At 36.5% G+C, this 16,868-nt stretch carries 16 protein-coding genes; 15 read left to right on the top strand and 1 reads right to left on the bottom strand.

The genetic code is table 11. From position 1 onward, the window contains the following. Positions 1–110: 110 nt before the first annotated feature. The 12 genes from FVQ77_11505 to FVQ77_11450 all read left to right on the top strand — a co-directional run bounded on the left by FVQ77_11505 (position 111) and on the right by FVQ77_11450 (position 13,819). Entirely contained in the window at positions 111–1,613 is a 1,503-nt protein-coding gene (locus FVQ77_11505) for an oligosaccharide flippase family protein (protein MBW8050940.1), read from the top strand. A 61-nt stretch (positions 1,614–1,674) separates the two neighbouring features. Further along, the gene (locus FVQ77_11500) at positions 1,675–2,112 is read left to right on the top strand and encodes a dUTP diphosphatase (protein ID MBW8050939.1); all 438 of its coding nucleotides are present in this window, start codon (positions 1,675–1,677) and stop codon (positions 2,110–2,112) included. 294 nt (positions 2,113–2,406) lie between these two features. After that, positions 2,407–3,414 carry a nucleotidyltransferase gene (locus tag FVQ77_11495; GenBank protein MBW8050938.1) on the top strand — a complete coding sequence of 336 codons (1,008 nt, stop codon included), beginning with the start codon at positions 2,407–2,409 and terminating at the stop codon, positions 3,412–3,414. A 122-nt stretch (positions 3,415–3,536) separates the two neighbouring features. Further along, positions 3,537–5,285: a tetratricopeptide repeat protein gene (locus FVQ77_11490; protein ID MBW8050937.1), complete on the top strand. Its 1,749-nt coding sequence runs from the start codon at positions 3,537–3,539 to the stop codon at positions 5,283–5,285. A gap of 82 nt (positions 5,286–5,367) precedes the next feature. Continuing rightward, positions 5,368–6,183 carry a DUF4292 domain-containing protein gene (locus FVQ77_11485; protein ID MBW8050936.1) on the top strand — a complete coding sequence of 272 codons (816 nt, stop codon included), beginning with the start codon at positions 5,368–5,370 and terminating at the stop codon, positions 6,181–6,183. 4 nt (positions 6,184–6,187) lie between these two features. Continuing rightward, on the top strand, positions 6,188–7,390 hold the full coding sequence (locus FVQ77_11480) for a peptidoglycan DD-metalloendopeptidase family protein (protein MBW8050935.1): 1,203 nt from the start codon (positions 6,188–6,190) through the stop codon (positions 7,388–7,390). A 349-nt stretch (positions 7,391–7,739) separates the two neighbouring features. Next, complete coding sequence (locus tag FVQ77_11475) at positions 7,740–8,873, top strand: ATP-binding protein (protein ID MBW8050934.1); 1,134 nt, start codon at positions 7,740–7,742, stop codon at positions 8,871–8,873. Positions 8,874–8,948: 75 nt separating this feature from the next. Then, on the top strand, positions 8,949–9,155 hold the full coding sequence (locus FVQ77_11470; GenBank protein MBW8050933.1) for a twin-arginine translocase TatA/TatE family subunit: 207 nt from the start codon (positions 8,949–8,951) through the stop codon (positions 9,153–9,155). A gap of 207 nt (positions 9,156–9,362) precedes the next feature. Then, a complete protein-coding gene (gatA, locus tag FVQ77_11465; GenBank protein MBW8050932.1) occupies positions 9,363–10,802 on the top strand; it encodes an Asp-tRNA(Asn)/Glu-tRNA(Gln) amidotransferase subunit GatA in 1,440 nt (479 codons plus the stop codon). Positions 10,803–10,836: 34 nt separating this feature from the next. Then, on the top strand, positions 10,837–12,291 hold the full coding sequence (locus tag FVQ77_11460) for a LysM peptidoglycan-binding domain-containing protein (protein ID MBW8050931.1): 1,455 nt from the start codon (positions 10,837–10,839) through the stop codon (positions 12,289–12,291). 179 nt (positions 12,292–12,470) lie between these two features. Continuing rightward, the gene (locus FVQ77_11455) at positions 12,471–13,130 is read left to right on the top strand and encodes a hypothetical protein (GenBank protein ID MBW8050930.1); all 660 of its coding nucleotides are present in this window, start codon (positions 12,471–12,473) and stop codon (positions 13,128–13,130) included. A gap of 146 nt (positions 13,131–13,276) precedes the next feature. Then, positions 13,277–13,819 (top strand): glycerol acyltransferase, encoded by a 543-nt coding sequence (locus tag FVQ77_11450; protein MBW8050929.1) that lies wholly within the window; start codon positions 13,277–13,279, stop codon positions 13,817–13,819. Positions 13,820–13,896: 77 nt separating this feature from the next. On the opposite strand, the gene FVQ77_11445 is transcribed toward FVQ77_11450, so the two are convergent. Next, positions 13,897–14,904, bottom strand: a complete 1,008-nt coding sequence (locus tag FVQ77_11445; protein MBW8050928.1) for a radical SAM protein — start codon at positions 14,902–14,904, stop codon at positions 13,897–13,899. A 77-nt stretch (positions 14,905–14,981) separates the two neighbouring features. On the opposite strand from FVQ77_11445, the gene FVQ77_11440 reads away from it, so the two are divergent. The 3 genes from FVQ77_11440 to FVQ77_11430 all read left to right on the top strand — a co-directional run. Continuing rightward, positions 14,982–15,224: a hypothetical protein gene (locus FVQ77_11440; protein ID MBW8050927.1), complete on the top strand. Its 243-nt coding sequence runs from the start codon at positions 14,982–14,984 to the stop codon at positions 15,222–15,224. A 95-nt stretch (positions 15,225–15,319) separates the two neighbouring features. Next, complete coding sequence (locus FVQ77_11435) at positions 15,320–15,628, top strand: hypothetical protein (GenBank protein MBW8050926.1); 309 nt, start codon at positions 15,320–15,322, stop codon at positions 15,626–15,628. 11 nt (positions 15,629–15,639) lie between these two features. Then, positions 15,640–16,868, top strand: a 1,229-nt coding sequence (locus tag FVQ77_11430; GenBank protein ID MBW8050925.1) for a hypothetical protein, incomplete at its 3' end; no start/stop codon positions are given.

The raw sequence follows: 16,868 nt of genomic DNA, 5'->3' as shown, positions 1-16,868 counted from the left end.
AATAATATTATATTTTTGATATTTTTGCATCAAATTTTTTGTAGAGTATTTAACATATTCTTTAATTGCAATATATATTTGCAAATCTAATCAATTAAAGTTCATTAATCATCAACCATCCTTCCCCACTAAAAGCCCTCGCTGGCCAAACAGCAATATACGGCATCAGCAGCATTGGAGGCAGAGCCCTCAACTGGCTGCTTGTGCCTTTTTATACCGCTATTTTCTCAGCCTCACAATACGGGGTTGTTACTGAACTCTACGCTTATGTGGCATTTCTGAATATTGTTTTTATTTATGGAATGGAGACTGCTTTCTTTCGGTTTACCAATGAATTGAACCGTTCAACACAATACAACATTACATTAACTTCTATCCTGCTTACCAGTCTGTTATTATCGGGTCTCATCATCCTTTTTTCATCACCAATTGCCCAGGCTTTGGATTATCCTGACAAGCAGTCTTTTATCATCTGGCTTGCTTTGATACTGGCTATTGATGCTGTTGTTGCCATTCCTTTTGCAAAGTTGAGACTTGAAAAAAAGGCAGTGCAGTTTGTTACTGCAAGGCTGATAAATATTGCATTGAACATCGGGCTGAATTTATTTTTCCTGGTCTTTTGTAAAGATGTATATGATGGGAATTATCTCCCATCCCTAAAACCGGTCATTCTAAAGATATATTCACCTGAAATTGGAGTAGGCTATGTGTTTCTTTCAAATCTCATAGCCAATGCAATGCTCATTATCATACTTTGGAGGTCCTTCGTTTCATTCAGAATTCAGCTCAACTGGCAAAAGCTCAAACCGATACTAATATATGCCTGGCCGCTCCTTTTTATGGGACTGGCAGGTATGGTAAACGAGATGATAGATAGGATTTTGCTAAAACAGGTGTTGCCGGAGGGCTTTTATCCGGGCAAAGATAACTTAGCTGCACTGGGTATCTATGGGGCGTGCTACAAGCTATCTATTTTTATGACCCTGGGCATCCAGACATTCAGGTATGCGGCAGAGCCTTTTTTCTTTTCAGAAGCAAAGAACAAGAACGCTCCGGAATTGTTTGCCGAAGTTATGAATTGGTTTGTGATCGCATGCTGTATAATTTTCGTGATCATAAGCGTGAACCTGGAGCTGTTCCTGCTGCTTTTAAGGCAGGCTGAGTACAGGGAAGGAGGATTGGTTATTCCTGTTTTATTACTGGCAAATCTTTTTCTTGGGATTTATTACAATCTTTCCGTATGGTATAAATTAAAAGACAAGACATATTACGGCATGTACATCAGTATCGGAGGCGCTGTGATAACCATTTTCCTTAACCTGGCATTAATACCTTTTTGGGGATATATGGGATGCGCTGTTGCTACATTAATATGCTATTTTTTGATGGCTGCTGCCTGTTATTTCTACGGAAAAAAACATCTTCCTGTTCCATATAATTTAAAATCGGGCTTTGGCTATATCCTGGGGGCGGTTTTGCTGGTAGTGATTGCATTGAAAGTTTCGTTTGTAGGTAACCTGAGTGATCATCTGTTCCATAATTTCCTGATTTTGGTTTACCTTGTTGTGGTATGGTTTACATTAAGACCAAAATTCTTTAGAAAAAAGGGATAATTTTTATATTTTTGCATGAATTCTAATTTATAATTCGTATCAATCGTCCGGCACAATAAATATGCTAAAACTCAACATCATAAACCGTTCAAAACATCCTTTACCCTCTTATGAAACAGACAGTGCAGCAGGGATGGACCTGAGGGCAAATTTGGAAGACCCCGTAGAAATCAAGCCATTGGAAAGGGCTTTGATACCAACGGGGCTGTATATTGAATTGCCTAAAGGTTATGAAGCACAAATAAGGCCCAGAAGCGGGCTTGCCTTTAAACATGGCATTTCATTATTAAATAGCCCGGGTACCATTGATGCCGATTATAGAGGTGAGATCAAAATCATACTGGTTAACCTTTCAAATGAAACTTATACTGTAAATGATGGTGAGCGAATAGCACAGATGATCATTGCAAAGCATGAAAAAGTATCCTGGGACGAAACCCTGGAACTGGCTGCTACTACCAGGGAAGGGGGCGGGTTTGGCAGTACGGGAATTAAATAAAAAAAGTTGACAATTAGCAATTGACAATTTGGTTGGTAGTTAGCAATATTTGCCTACTGTTAATTGTCAATTTCCTTTATCAATTGTTATTAGTCTTAAATATATTAGTAAACTTGAGTCCACTCTAAAAAGTAAAAAATTGAAAAGAAATCGTTTCTCGCAAAGACGCAAAGTTCGCAAAGGATTGAATATCAATTAGTTAAGTATATAACTTTGTGCTCTTTGTCCCGAGTACTCGGGAAGAACCAAAAACACTTTTTAGAGTGGACTCAAACTTATAATATAAAAAATTACATGAAAATCATAGTCCCCATGGCAGGCATCGGAAAGCGTTTGCGACCCCACACTTTAACTGTTCCAAAACCGTTGATACCAATAGCAGGAAAGCCAATCGTTCAAAGAATGGTAGAAGATATTGCTAAGGTATGCAGTGCAAAAATTGATGAAGTGGCTTTTGTAGTTGGGAATTTTGGTAAAGAAGTAGAAAAAGCGCTTATTAACATTGCCAAGTCCCTGAATGCAAAAGGAACTATTTACTATCAGCAGGAAGCTTTAGGTACTGCCCATGCAGTATTATGTGCTAAGGAATCCCTTAATGGGGAAGTAGTTGTTGCTTTTGCCGATACCTTGTTTAAAGCCGGCTTTAAGATGGATACTTCAAAGGACGGCAATATCTGGGTTCATAAAGTAGAAGACCCTGCAGGATTTGGTGTTGTGAAAGTCAATGATGACAATGAAATTACTGAGTTTGTAGAAAAACCGGAAACTTTTGTCTCTGATCTTGTAATAATGGGCATCTATTATTTTAAAGATGGCGTTTATTTAAAAAATGAATTACAATATTTAGTTGACAATGACATAAAAGACAAAAACGAATACCAGATCACCAGCGCGCTTGAGAATATGAAAAATAAGGGCACAAAATTTATCCCCGGTAAGGTTTCAGAGTGGTTGGATTGTGGTAACAAAGATGCAACTATATTTGCAAACCAACGTTATTTAGATTATATAAAAGACACTGATCTGATAGCTAAAAGCGCCCTTATTAACAATTCAGTAATTATTCCGCCTGTATTTATTGGTGACAATTCAGAGATAAATAATACAGTGATTGGACCTTATGTTTCTCTAAGCAGTAATTCAAAAATAGTTGACAGTGTCATAAAAAATTCGATCATTCAAAAAAATACTATAATTAAAAATGCTAATATTTCAAACTCTATGATTGGTAATTTTGTTAATTTTGAAGGAAAAAGTTTGGATATGAGTTTGGGAGATTATAATTCGGTATGGGTAGAATAAGAGAAAATATTTCCGTGAAAAATGACAACATATGGGGTATAAAACTTGATTTAGAAAATGAAAAATTAGATATGTCTAATTATCCAAAAGAATTTCTGGAATTTGTTGACCTTCTTTGAATTATGAACTTAACAATTAAACACATCATATTAACTTTTCTCTTTATAGTTTTATTTACGGGCTTTGAGTCTCATGCCCAGAAGGAGAAAAAATCTGCCGGCAAGCAAAGTGAGAAGCCCAATAAGTCACCTAGCCAGGAAGAGCTTCAACTATCTGAGAATTATTTTATAGATGGTATGAAATATTGCATGATGGAGTTATACGCTAAAGCGCTCCAAAATTTTGAAAAAGCATACGAATTAAATCCGGATAATGCAGCCATTAATTATAAAATAGCGGATCTTTTAGCCCAGGATAATAAATATTTCAATGCGCTGCCTTATGCAAAAAATGCAGTTTCTCTTAATGACCAAAATAAATATTATTACGAGTTGTTAGCAGAAATATACGAAAGACAGTTGAATTTTAATGAAGCCACAAAAGTATATCAAAAATTATTGAAAAAAGTTCCTGGTACAGAAGCATACCTGTTTGATCTTGCCGGTGTTTATTCTCAACAAGAAAAATATGATGATGTCATCAAAACCTACAATAAAATAGAAATATTGCATGGTATTTATGAAGATATAAGCAAAAAAAAGCAGCAGATATATCTTAGGAACAATGAATTAAATAAGGCAATAGAGGTTGGCGAAGAGTTGATAAATGCTTACCCGGAAGTGACAAAATATAAGCTTGAATTGGCAGAACTATTAATATCAAACGATAAATTTGATGAAGCCATTACCTTACTTGAAAAAGTGCTATCATTAAATCCTGATAATCCACTTCCCAGGTTAAGACTTTCTGATATTTATAAAGCCAAAAATAACTCTGTAGAATTATTTAATCAATTACAGATAGTTTTTCAGAATCCTAAATTAAATATAGATGCTAAAGTAGGGATCTTACTGGGCTATATCAGATTATTATCTAATAATAATATCCGGGAAAAAGTGTTGAGATTAGGCAAAACAACTACAGAGGTTCATCCTCACGAAGCGAAAGCATTTGCAGTGTATGGAGACCTGCTGGCTATTTGTAATATAAAGAACAAAGCGGTAGAAAGTTATTTGAAAGCCATTTCAATGGATAATTCGCATTATAAGATATGGGAACAGCTGATCATCCTTGAATCTGAATTAAATGAAGTTGACAGCATCATTGCACATTCAGCACAGGCATTGGAATTATTTCCAAACCAGGCTATGTTGTGGCACTATAATGGTATTGGTTATTTATTACAAAATGATCATGCAAGTGCCGTCAAATCATTTGAACAGGGGAAAAAAATGTCAGCAAATAACTTAGAATTATTAAGCATGTTCAATAGCCAGCTTGGAGATGTATATAACGGGTTGAAAGAATATGAAAAATCAGATGCAGCCTTTGAAGAAGTCTTAAAATATGATGGCAACAATTCACATGCGCTGAATAATTACAGCTATTTCCTTTCATTGAGAAGTGATAAATTAAATATAGCCAGGAAACATGCTGAAAAACTTACTATAAGATTTCCGCAAAACCCCACTTTTCTGGATACTTATGCATGGGTACTTTACAAGCAGCAACAATATGATGAAGCTAAAAAGGTGCTGGAGCGTGCAATGACTTATACTAAAAAAGGTATTATTATTGAACATTATGGTGATGTGCTTTTCAAACTTGGTGAAAAAGACCTGGCAGTTCAACAATGGAAAAAAGCCAAAGAATCAGGTAATACTTCTATTTTCATAGATAAAAAGATTTCTGATAAAATGCTCTACGAATGACCCGATGCCAATCCGTAGAGACGTCCAAATTGGGCGTCTCTACGATTGGCATCGGGTAAAATCAACCAACCACTAAACATCGGTGAATAAATTTCTATTTATACTTTTCATTCTCTTTCTTTTTTCCTGTAAAAGGCAGCAAGTCAAAACCATAGATAGGCTGAATATCAATGAACTTCAGTTCGAGAACTTTATAGCAAAATCCAAAGTCTCCTTTACCGACAAAAACAAACATATTACTTTAAATACCTCTATCAGGATACGTAAGGATAGTGTGATATGGATCTCTGCCTCAATAGCGCTGGGTATTGAAGTGGCAAGAGTGGTGATAACTACAGATTCTATCTTTATCCTGGACAAATTTAACAAAAATTATTATGCAATGGATATTAGGCATATAGCTAAAAAAGTTTCCGCAAAAGCAGGAAATCCTGTTGGTATAGCAATCAGCTACGATCTTTTGCAGGATTTAATATTGGGCAACATGCCTTTTTACGCATCTTCAGCGCAAAACAAATTAATTAAAGAAGCGGATCATTACCTCATCAGGCAGGAATATGATCGTTATATAATTGATAATTATATCAACAAAAAAAGCCGTAAGCTTGAAAAACTAAAACTTTACGAGCAATCTTCAAACAATGTTATAGAATTAGATTATAATGATTTTAAAAAACTGGGAAAAAGTGATTTTGCATATTCCAATATCATCAGGATTTTCTATGAGCAAAATAATAAACCTGTTTACCCCCACATGATTTCCCCGGCTGGTGGAGGTGCAGGGGATTACAAATCTACCCTGCGGATAAGTTATAAAAAAGTTAGTATTTCAACAAAACGACTTAATTTTCCATTCAGAGTGCCACCCAGGTATAAAAAATTAGATATTGGATATTAGATATATGAAACTATATAATCAGATAACATTTTTTTTGTTTTGTTTATCAATCATACTTTCCACGACCACCCTATCCCATGCCCAAAAAAACAAAAGCCAGCTTGAAAGGGAAAAAAAAGAGATCATAAAGAAGATTAAAGAGACCAGCAAAATTTTAGAGGGGACTAAAATTAAAAAGAAAGCATCTATCGGACAGCTTTATGCCTTAAAACAGCAAATTAAGGATAGACGATCGCTGATCAACTCAATCTCTGAGGAAATCATTTTCCTGGAAGATGAAATTGGTGAAAATGAAGAAATAATTACAGCTCTTGCTTTTGATCTGCAAAAACTCAAGGAAGAATATGCTGCTATGATCTATGCTGCATATAAAGCACACAACAGCTACGACAAGCTTACCTTTATCTTTTCAGCCAAAACATTCAACCAGCTAATTATGAGGTTAAAATACTTTGAGCAGTATTCTGAAGCGCGTAAAACCCAGGTTCAGCAAATTGAAAAGGTAAAAGAGGCATTGAGTGTAGAAAAAAATAGTCTTACAAAAAAGAAAAAAGAAAAAGAGTCATTGCTCCGTATTCAAATGATTGAAGCTCAAAATCTTATCACACTTAAATCTGAAAAAAATGAAGTAGTAAAAAAACTGGTTGGCAGGGAGAAGGAATTGCTCAGGGAATTAGAGAACAGGAACAAGGCGCTCCTAAAGTTAGAAAAATTAATCTCGGACATTGTAAAAAAAGTAATAAAAAAATCTTCGGCAGGTAAATTAATGCTCACACCTGAAGCAGCGATGCTTTCCTCTTCATTTGAAGGGAATAAAAACAGGTTGATCTGGCCGGTGAAACATGGATTTATCTCCCGCAAATTTGGCCGCCAGCAGCATCCGGTTTTGCCGAAAGTAATTATTGATAATTTAGGCGTGGATATACAAACAAATAACGGAGAGTCCGTAAGGGCAGTTTTTAAAGGAAAGGTAAGTGCCGTTGCCTCCGTACCGGGACTGAACCAGGCAGTGATGATACAGCACGGAGAATATTTTACCGTTTATGCAAGATTAAAGAACGTAAAGGTAAAAACCGGGCAGGCAGTTAATACCATGGGTCTGTTGGGCGAAGTTTATACCGACAAAGATGGTGTCTCTGAGATACAATTCCAGGTGTGGAAAAACCATACTAAAATGGATCCGGAAGAATGGCTTTTAAAAAAGTAAAACCCCCAAAACCTATTGGCTTTAGTTTAAACTAACGTTGCAAAATGTATAATTTTTCAAAATCACATTAAATACCTTTAAGTCGGCAGTCGACAGTCCACAGTCTACAGTCGGCAGTCGGCAGTCGGCAATTGTTTTTTGCTTTTTTGCCGACTGCCGATTGCCGACTTTATCAATTTTGCCTTTTTGCCGATTATCGACTGCCGATTTTATCAATTTCGTGTACATTTACAGAGCTAATATACAGTTTAACACGCTATATTAAACTAAAGCCAACCTATTTTGCAATTTTACGTATCGTATATTTACGTGTCGTATATTTACGTGTCGTATATTTACGTGTTAAAACATGCGAAATCCTTTCAAATATGGAGAAATTGTAAAAGGAGAATACTTTTGCAATAGAACAAAAGAGCTTAAGGAAATTAAAACTGCTATCTATAACAGGTATTCTTTTTGGCTTTATTCTCCAAGAAGATATGGAAAAACCTCTTTGATATTAGAATCATTTAATAAAATTAAGAATGTTAAAACTATTTATTTTGATCTTTACAATATTCAGTCTTTGGATGATTTTGCTAAAAAATATGCGCAGATATTAGCTGAAAGTTTGTTTAACTGGAAAGATAATATCAGTACCCTAACAAAAAAATTTGGAGTATATTTTAAAAACCTTCTGCCAAAAGCATCTTTTGATCAGTTTGGTAACCCATCGTTTTCATTAGAAGTTCAGAGCATTGAAGAACAACAGGATATTGAAACAATTCTTCAGATACCAGCTCAAATTGCAAAAAAAAACAAACAGCAAATTTGCATTGCTTTTGATGAGTTCCAGGAAATCAATAGAATAGAACCTTTTTTGATCAACTGGATGCGAAGCTCTTTTCAAAGACAGAAAGATGTATCCTATATTTTTCTTGGCAGCAAGCAGTCATTAATGGAAAGCATTTTTGCCTCAACCAATTCACCATTATATGAATTTGGATTTAAAATGCCCATATATCCTATTTCATCTGAGGATTTGACAAGATTTATAAAAGAAAAATTTGCTAAAAGCAGACTTTCCATTACTGACACAAATGTTGGTATTATTTTGAATAAATCTGACTTACATCCACACTTTACTCAATATTTTGCTTCTATTGTCTGGCAGCTTATTTATGAAGGCATTGACCAGGATTCTCCGGGTTTTACAGATCTATGGATCAATAGAATAATAGCCAGCCAATCTATTATTTTTCAAAATATATATGATCAATTAAATAAAAATCAGAGAAATGTTCTCAGGTCAATAGCTTTATTAAAAACCGGAGAAGAATTGTTTTCTCAAAAAGTTAGCAACAAGTTCAATTTACCTGTTTCGTCTACCCTTGCCACTACTTTAAAGGGACTTATCAAAAAAGATCTTATTCACCACGCTGGTAAAACATACACCATTAGCAATCCTGTTTTTAAGGAATGGATTGTAGAGATCAATAAATAAACAAAACAAAAAAACTTTATTTAATAAATTTTATTGTAAATTTACCCCATAAATATTTCATCATTTTTTTTAATTATGGAAACACTAAACATCTTATGTTTTAGCATGCCTGGCGGTATGGAATGGATCATCATTATTGTTGCCGTTTTATTGCTTTTTGGCGCAAAAAAAATTCCTGAACTTGCAAGAGGTTTGGGAAGAGGAATCAGGGAGTTTAAAGATGGTGTGAAAGGTGTTGCGCAGGATGTTAAAGAAGAGGAGACTAAAAAGGATAAGAAATAATGCAAAAGCAATAGATAAGATCGTTCAGCAGAAAAGTAAACCTATCAAGACAGTTCAAATTCCTGTATACTCTTTTTAATAGCATGGCCCCGCCATTTAGCGGGGAAAAAAGGGTTTGAGTGTCACAAGTATCGGGATGTGCCAGGCGCTATGCGCCATGCTCTAAATGTTCACAGCCATTAATCGCCATTAACCTGCAAATAACGTATGACATATAACTCCCTGGCAGAAGTACAGGCAGATATTTCAAGCGGCTCAATTACCTGCAGGCAGCTTGTTGATCATTATCTAAAAAACATCAATGAAAAGTCACACCTTAACGCTTTCCTGGAAGTTTATGATGAAGAAGCACGCAAAAGAGCAGATGAAATTGATCAGAAAATAGAAAGAGGCGAGCATGGACGCCTGGCAGGTATGATTGTCGGGATCAAAGACGTTTTATGTTATAAAGATCATCCTTTGCAGGCAGGAAGCAGGATATTAGATGGTTTTAAATCGTTGTACAATGCTACTGCCGTACAGCGGCTCCTTGCTGAAGACGCCATTATTATTGGCAGGCAAAACTGTGACGAGTTTGCCATGGGTTCCTCTAATGAAAATTCGGCTTTCGGAGCTGTATTGAATGACAAGGATAACACAAGGGTGCCAGGAGGATCGTCAGGAGGGTCGGCAGTATCTGTGGCGGCAGACCTCTGCCTTGCAGCTTTAGGTTCAGATACAGGCGGCTCTGTAAGACAGCCAGCCTCATTTTGCGGAGTCATAGGCCTTAAACCGACCTATTCAAGAATTTCAAGGTATGGCCTGGTGGCCTATTCATCTTCCTTTGATACTATTGGTATTATTTCAAAATCTGTTGAGGATGCTGCGATGCTTCTGGAAATAATATCGGGCAAAGATGAATTTGACAGTACTGTTTCAAAGAAAGAAGTACCGGCATATCCCCAGTCTCTATATGCAACAACCCGGAATTCCAGCGTAAAAATAGCCTACATTAAAGATGCAATAGAAAATAAAGGCGTTGACCCTGAAGTTAAAAAGGCAACAGAAAAAGTGATCTCTAAGCTTAAAAACAAAGGATATAGTGTGTCACCGGTTAATTTTCCTTATCTTGATTATATGCTTCCCACATACTATATTCTTACTACCGCAGAGGCAAGCTCCAATCTTTCACGGTATGATGGCATTAAATACGGGTACCGGAGTTCAAATACCAAAGATATAGAATCTATGTATAAAAAAACAAGAAGCGAAGGATTTGGCCAGGAAGTAAAAAGAAGGATCATGCTGGGAACCTTTGTGCTGAGTGCCGACTACTATGACGCTTATTACACAAAAGCACAAAGAGTACGCAGATTGATCAAAAATAAAACCGGTGGACTGTTTTCAACGTATGATTTTTTATTATTGCCGACTACAGCTACTACTGCATTTAAGGTAGGAAAATATTCGGAAAATCTGATAGAGATGTATTTACAGGATTTGTTTACTGTACATGCTTCGCTAACAGGGCTGCCGGCTATTTCCATTCCTAACGGAACAGATAGTAAGGGATTACCTGTGGGAATACAGATCATTGCTGACGCTTTTAAAGAGGAGCAATTGCTGGCATTTGCTAAAGAAATTATCACCTTAGAGATAGAAAATTAATAATCTAAAGTAAGCTTTAAATTATATCGAATTTATGGAAAGATCCTTAAAATATTACCCCGCATTAGCTATTTCATTGATTTTATTCTGCTGCACAAAACAACTAACTGTTGACACAAGTATGCAGCCGGATAGTAAAATAGTCCGGTATGATTCCAGCCAGGTAGCATTGGATACACTATATGATACTCCAATTGAAGGGTACGAATATATCCCTGATCTGCCTGATGATCTTATCAGAGACAGGCTTGGCTGTATCGAAGGTGAAATAAATTTGTCTTTTAACAGAACCGTCAGGTCTTTTATTGACTACTTCACTATTGCAGACAGGGCATATACGAGGTTAATGATAAGAAGGAAAAATCTCTATTTTCCGGTCTTTGAAGCGGCCTTTAAAAAATATGACCTTCCCGAAGAGCTGAAATATTTAGCCATCGTAGAGTCGGGGCTTAACCCCAAAGCTGTTTCAAGAGCCGGAGCAACAGGATTGTGGCAATTTATGTATTATACCGGCAAAATGTTTGATATGAAACAAACCCGTTTTATTGATGAAAGGATGGCCCCGTACCAATCTACCGAGGCAGCCTGTAAATATCTGAAGCAGCTCTATAATATCTTCAACGACTGGGAATTAGCTTTAGCGGCTTATAATTGCGGGCCGGGCAAAGTAAGAAGAGCTATCAGAAGATCGGGTTATAAAAGAGATTTTTGGAAAATATATAATTTCCTTCCCAGGGAAACAAGGGGTTATGTCCCTTCTTTTGTTGCTGTCAATTATGCTTTAAACTATGCTGAACACCATAATATCTTTGTTGATACTGTCGAATATCCGATCATTAGTGATACCATTATTATTCAGCAAACCATCAGTTTGTCAGTATTTGCCGGCCTTATCGGAGTTTGCGAGGATGACCTGAACAGGCTCAATCCGGAGGTCAAAAGTGATATAATTCCACAAAGTGAAAAAAAATATCCATTGAAAGTGCCTTCCGATAAGAAAGAATTTATTGTATTAAACCGGGCATTTATCATGGATTCTGCATCCTGCCTTGATGCTTCTGTTCTTTTAAATATTGCGTCTGGTCAAATAACAGGAAAGAATACAAATTATCCCGACAAAGTCGGGACAGGCAGGAAAAAAATTGTATATACTGTAAAAAAGGGAGATGTGCTGGGAAAAGTAGCTGAAAAATACCATGTAAGAATTTCGCAGATCAGGGCATGGAACAATATAAAAGGCACGATGATTCGCACTGGCCAAAAGCTTACTATATGGAAAGACCCCGCCTATTTCACTAAATACAAAACAAAAACAGTATCCGTCAAACCTGTTCCGATACCCAAGGGGAAAATACATTATGTACAGCCGGGCGATACTTTATGGGATATTTCCCGTAAATATGAAGGAGTCACCATCGATCAACTTAAAGAGCTCAATAACCTGAAATCAAATAAGATAAAGCCAGGACAGAAGCTGAAGTTGGGATGAGATATGTAACGCGACATACTTCTCGCAGTAAAAAGTTAAGGTTTAAGAATAGGGAAATAGGGAATCGTGCTCCGACTTTGCTGGAACAGTGGTGGAGTCGGGGTACGAATACGCTGGAAAGGGGATAGAGGAATAGGATATTACATTTACATTAGGCGCTTATAATTTCGTTAATTATTATGAAAAAACTAACTTTAACATTTGCAACTGCACTTATCTGTGTGATCTTTTTAAATCTGTGTTTCGCACAGGATACGAAAGATTCGGTTGTTTCAGGTAATTACAAAAATGAAATTGGCATACTCATCTGGAGAAGCAGCCCCTGGTTAATTTCTTATAAAAGATACGTAAAAGCTAATAAGGCAATAAGGATGGGTATCGGAGGGGCAATTAATAATTTTGACCTAAGCGTTACATCTACTGGTAATTATAAAGATCCCGGCTTATCTAAAAGATTTGGCAGCAATTCAAGATTAGGATTTGAATGGCATAAGAATATTTTGCAAAGACTGGATTTTTATTATGGGATTGATCTTACTTTTAGTTATTCTTACGGATCTACAAAAAGTGAATATTACCGGGATCCGTCTATAATAATTAAGAGAAGTGATAAGTATATATACATAACTGGTGGTTTAGCGCCTGTAGCCGGTCTGGAATTTACTTTGAATTCCAGGATCTCTTTCTCAACAGAAGTTTTACCTATGGCTTTGTTTTATTACAGATTGCGGGAGACAATTTATTCTGACCCGGATTATGTTAATAGAATTGAGAAAACCACAGGTATAAGTTTTAAATTATACTCAGCAGGCGCCATATATTTGAATTTACATTTTTAAATCGTAAATCTAAAATAGACAAACGATGCCATCGCTCAAAACTAATATATTTAACGATGTCATTGCTTAAAACGATAGTAGCATTATTTAATTGATTGATAACTAAATAAAGCGATGGCATCGTTCAACAACAAATCATAAATAAAATGAAGTTCCTTGCTAAGTTGATGTATAAAATTTTGGGTTGGAAGCTAAAGGGCAGTGTTCCAACTGATATTAAAAAGTGTGTGATGGTTGCAGCTCCACATACAAGTAATTGGGATTTTTTTTATGGAATAATTGCTTTTTATATAATGGGAATAAAAATAAAAACTCCTATTAAAAAGGAATTGTTCTTTTTTCCATTAGGGATCATCTTAAACGCCCTTGGTGGTATTCAGGTTGACAGGGCCAAAGCAGGCAACCTGGTTGATAATATCGTTGACTTATTTAAAAAATATGACGAGTTGGTAATATTTATCACACCTGAAGGTACCCGGAGTTATGCTGAACGATGGAAAACAGGATTCTGGCATATAGCCAACAATGCAAACGTTCCTATTATTTTAGGATACATAGATTATTCGAAAAAAACTACAGGAGTCGGGCCTGTATTTGTACCTACAGGTGATGTAGATACAGATATTAAAGAGATAAAAAAGTTTTATAGAAACATAACCGGAAAATATCCGGAGCAGGGAGTTATATAAAGAAGGAAATAAAGGGAATAAGGGAAATAGGGAAAATAGACCAAACAAATAAGAATTGTATTCTTTTCCTTATTTCCTTATTCCCTTATTTCCTTATTTCCTTCTTTCCTCAACAACGCTTTCCAGGTTCCTTTGATCCTATTATATTTAATGGTAGAAGACAGCGCTTTCCACCAATATTTGTTCATATTCACAGTAAAGGAAGTTTGCATATAACAATTGATGGTGCAACCCTCGCATTCAGAAAATCGTCCTTCCATAGCAATAATTTCCCGTACCTTTTTCGAATTGTAAAGTTCAAATAAATTGCCGTTGATCTCGTATTCCTGCATGCCCAGATGGTAACAAGGCGTCACCAATTTATTTTCAGGTGATATCACAACGGTTGAGCTTCCCGCTTTACAAACAGGGTCATTGATATGATTTCCGCCATCTTTTCTAAGCAGGATAAATGCCTGGTTGAGATAAACGTTTTTCTTTTTGCCCCATTTTGAAAGGGTATTTAATTGTGCCCCTGATAGCTGATTTCCAGTCTCAACGCCATTATATTCAAACACAGGGTTTAAGATCAAAACAAGGTTATTGGGGATACAGATGTTTTCATAAACTTTTTCTATCTCCCCGATATTTTGGTCAAACACTGTAAATAATATATCGGGCCTTTCGCCTAAAGAACGCGCTATTTCTATGGATTTAAGCACAAAATCATAGCAAGCGACACCTCTTGAGCGATCATGCTCTTCTTTCACAGACGAATCAAGAGAGAAGTGCAGCATATCAATTTTTCCTTTTAATCTTTCAGCAAACTTGGGGTATAGCAGGCAGTTGGTGGTAATGGTGGTTATAAATCCTGCATCCCTGGCAACATGCAGCAACGCATCAATTTGCCTGTGAAGCAAAGGCTCTCCGCCTGTAAGGTCAATCACTTTCACACCCAAACGTTTCAGATCTTTTAGATTTTCCCGGAAATTTTCCACAGTTATATAAGGCGAGGGTTTTTGCCAAATATCACAAAAGCCGCATTTTGCGTTGCAGCGGTAGGTAACATAGTAATTACATAAAACAGGATGGTTTATTAAGCGCATATTGAGTATCGGGAAGCTTTGAAAAACCCAATAATAATAAATAATTGTATATTTGCAGAACAATAAAGGATATCATTATGGATATACAAGCAGAAAAATTATCAGTTATACAGCGTTTAGAACAAATAAACGACATATCCCTTATTCAGGCAATAAAGGAAATTTTAGATTTTGCTTTAAAACAAAGAAATGAAAAAGATATCTGGAATACTTTAACTAATGAACAAAAACAATCAATTGAAAGAGGAATTGTTCAGGCAGACAAAGGCGAATTAAAAAGCCACAAAGAAGTAATGAAGAGATATAAAAAATGGCTCTAAATTAAAAGTAATGAAATTGAGTTACTTACTTTTTGGGCTAACAGACAAGATCCTGAAAAATTAAAGTATTAGTAAACTCTAAACAATTATCAACCATGAAAAAACTAACTTTAACATTCGCAGTAGCAGCGTTCCTAACGCTCGGAGCGTTAGGAACGTTCGCCCAGTCTCCCAAAGCCTTCATCCCCGATACCAACTTCCGCGCTTTCCTCAATACATTCTACCCCACTTTTATGGATGGTTCAGGTGACAGCTTACTTATTGACTCAGCAGCCACACTCACAGATACATTGAATTGCGGTTCTCAAAACATTGCAGACCTTACGGGAGTAGAATATTTTATTACTTTTGCAAAAAATACAGCACAAATAAAAAAATACCTTAAAAAATATATTTCAATTTAAATTATACCATTATGAAAAATCAAACAAAAACCACCGTAAAAACAAATTTTCCCAAATCTCTATCCCGGTTACCGGGAAGAAATATCAAAAGGAATGACCGGAATGTAGAGACGTTGCATGCAACGGCTCTGCATAACACAGGAACGTTGCATGTCGCAGCAAAGCGGAGATCCGTCTTTGGCCGGGCAACGTCCCTACTGCTCGTTTCTTTCATTTTCCAATATTCATTAACCATTAACCATTTAAAAGCCCAGGTCATTGCAGGAGGAGCAAGTCACTCCCTGTTTGCATGCGCTGATAGTACAGTAAGAAGTTGCGGACTCAATGCCTATGGTCAGTTAGGAAACGGAACAACTACAAGTACAACCCTTGCGGTGCAGGTAAGCGGCCTTACAGGCATCACTGCAGTGGCAGCGGGACAACATCATTCTCTTTTCCTGAAAAATGACGGCACGGTGTGGGCCTGCGGATTCAATTTATATGGGCAATTAGGAGACGGAACAACTGCAAATAAAACCCTTGCAGTGCAGGTAACGGGTTTATGCACCGTTGTCGCTCCAATCCCGCCTTCCCTTAAAGCCTACATCCCCGATATTAACTTCCGCAATTTCCTCAATACAAACTACCCCGCTTTTATGGATGGTTCAGGTGACAGCTTGCTTATTGACTCAGCAGCCACACTGACAGGTGTGTTGAATTGCAGTAATCAAAACATTGCTGACCTTACGGGAGTAGAATACTTTGTTAATATTACACAGCTTTGGTGTTATAATAATCAATTAACCGCCCTGCCTGACTTTACGAATAATACCGCTTTGTATTGGCTTGATTGTGCTAATAATAAATTAGACTTTTCAGATGCAAGAGCGTTAAGAATAGCTGATACCATTTCAACACTTACCACTTATATTTACAGCCCACAAGATCCTTTTGGCGTGGCAGTTACTTTTAATTTGAATGCGGGAGAAACACTCATATTAAGTATAGCCAATCAGGATTCTGCGTTAAGCTACCAATGGTTCAGGGGAACAGATACTATTATGGGTGCTACAGATACACTATTAATAATTCCCAATGTTACATTGGCAGAGAACGGAGTTTATACCTGCAGGTCTTATGGTACAGCATTAGATACTAACAATATGATCTGGGGGCCGGGCATTAGCAGCTTTGTTTCAGAGGAGTTTTTGGTAAATATATCTCCTGTTGGTATTAAAGACCCGCAAGGTTTTCAAAACCT

This window comes from Cytophagales bacterium, assembly GCA_019456305.1.
Taxonomy (GTDB): Bacteria; Bacteroidota; Bacteroidia; order Cytophagales; family VRUD01; genus VRUD01.
Note: the sequence above shows the minus strand (reverse complement) of the source record. Positions and strands in the feature narration are given on the sequence as shown.

Excerpts from the sequence above, each read along its gene's own strand:
- FVQ77_11445 (MBW8050928.1), bottom strand. The coding sequence starts at position 14,904 with ATGCGCTTAATAAACCATCCTGTTTTATGTAATTACTATGTTACCTAC.
- FVQ77_11440 (MBW8050927.1), top strand. The coding sequence starts at position 14,982 with ATGGATATACAAGCAGAAAAATTATCAGTTATACAGCGTTTAGAACAA.
- FVQ77_11470 (MBW8050933.1), top strand. The coding sequence starts at position 8,949 with ATGGAAACACTAAACATCTTATGTTTTAGCATGCCTGGCGGTATGGAA.
- FVQ77_11480 (MBW8050935.1), top strand. The coding sequence starts at position 6,188 with ATGAAACTATATAATCAGATAACATTTTTTTTGTTTTGTTTATCAATC.
- FVQ77_11450 (MBW8050929.1), top strand. The coding sequence starts at position 13,277 with ATGAAGTTCCTTGCTAAGTTGATGTATAAAATTTTGGGTTGGAAGCTA.
- gatA (MBW8050932.1), top strand. The coding sequence starts at position 9,363 with ATGACATATAACTCCCTGGCAGAAGTACAGGCAGATATTTCAAGCGGC.
- FVQ77_11475 (MBW8050934.1), top strand. The coding sequence starts at position 7,740 with ATGCGAAATCCTTTCAAATATGGAGAAATTGTAAAAGGAGAATACTTT.
- FVQ77_11490 (MBW8050937.1), top strand. The coding sequence starts at position 3,537 with ATGAACTTAACAATTAAACACATCATATTAACTTTTCTCTTTATAGTT.
- FVQ77_11435 (MBW8050926.1), top strand. The coding sequence starts at position 15,320 with ATGAAAAAACTAACTTTAACATTCGCAGTAGCAGCGTTCCTAACGCTC.
- FVQ77_11500 (MBW8050939.1), top strand. The coding sequence starts at position 1,675 with ATGCTAAAACTCAACATCATAAACCGTTCAAAACATCCTTTACCCTCT.
- FVQ77_11455 (MBW8050930.1), top strand. The coding sequence starts at position 12,471 with ATGAAAAAACTAACTTTAACATTTGCAACTGCACTTATCTGTGTGATC.
- FVQ77_11460 (MBW8050931.1), top strand. The coding sequence starts at position 10,837 with ATGGAAAGATCCTTAAAATATTACCCCGCATTAGCTATTTCATTGATT.
- FVQ77_11495 (MBW8050938.1), top strand. The coding sequence starts at position 2,407 with ATGAAAATCATAGTCCCCATGGCAGGCATCGGAAAGCGTTTGCGACCC.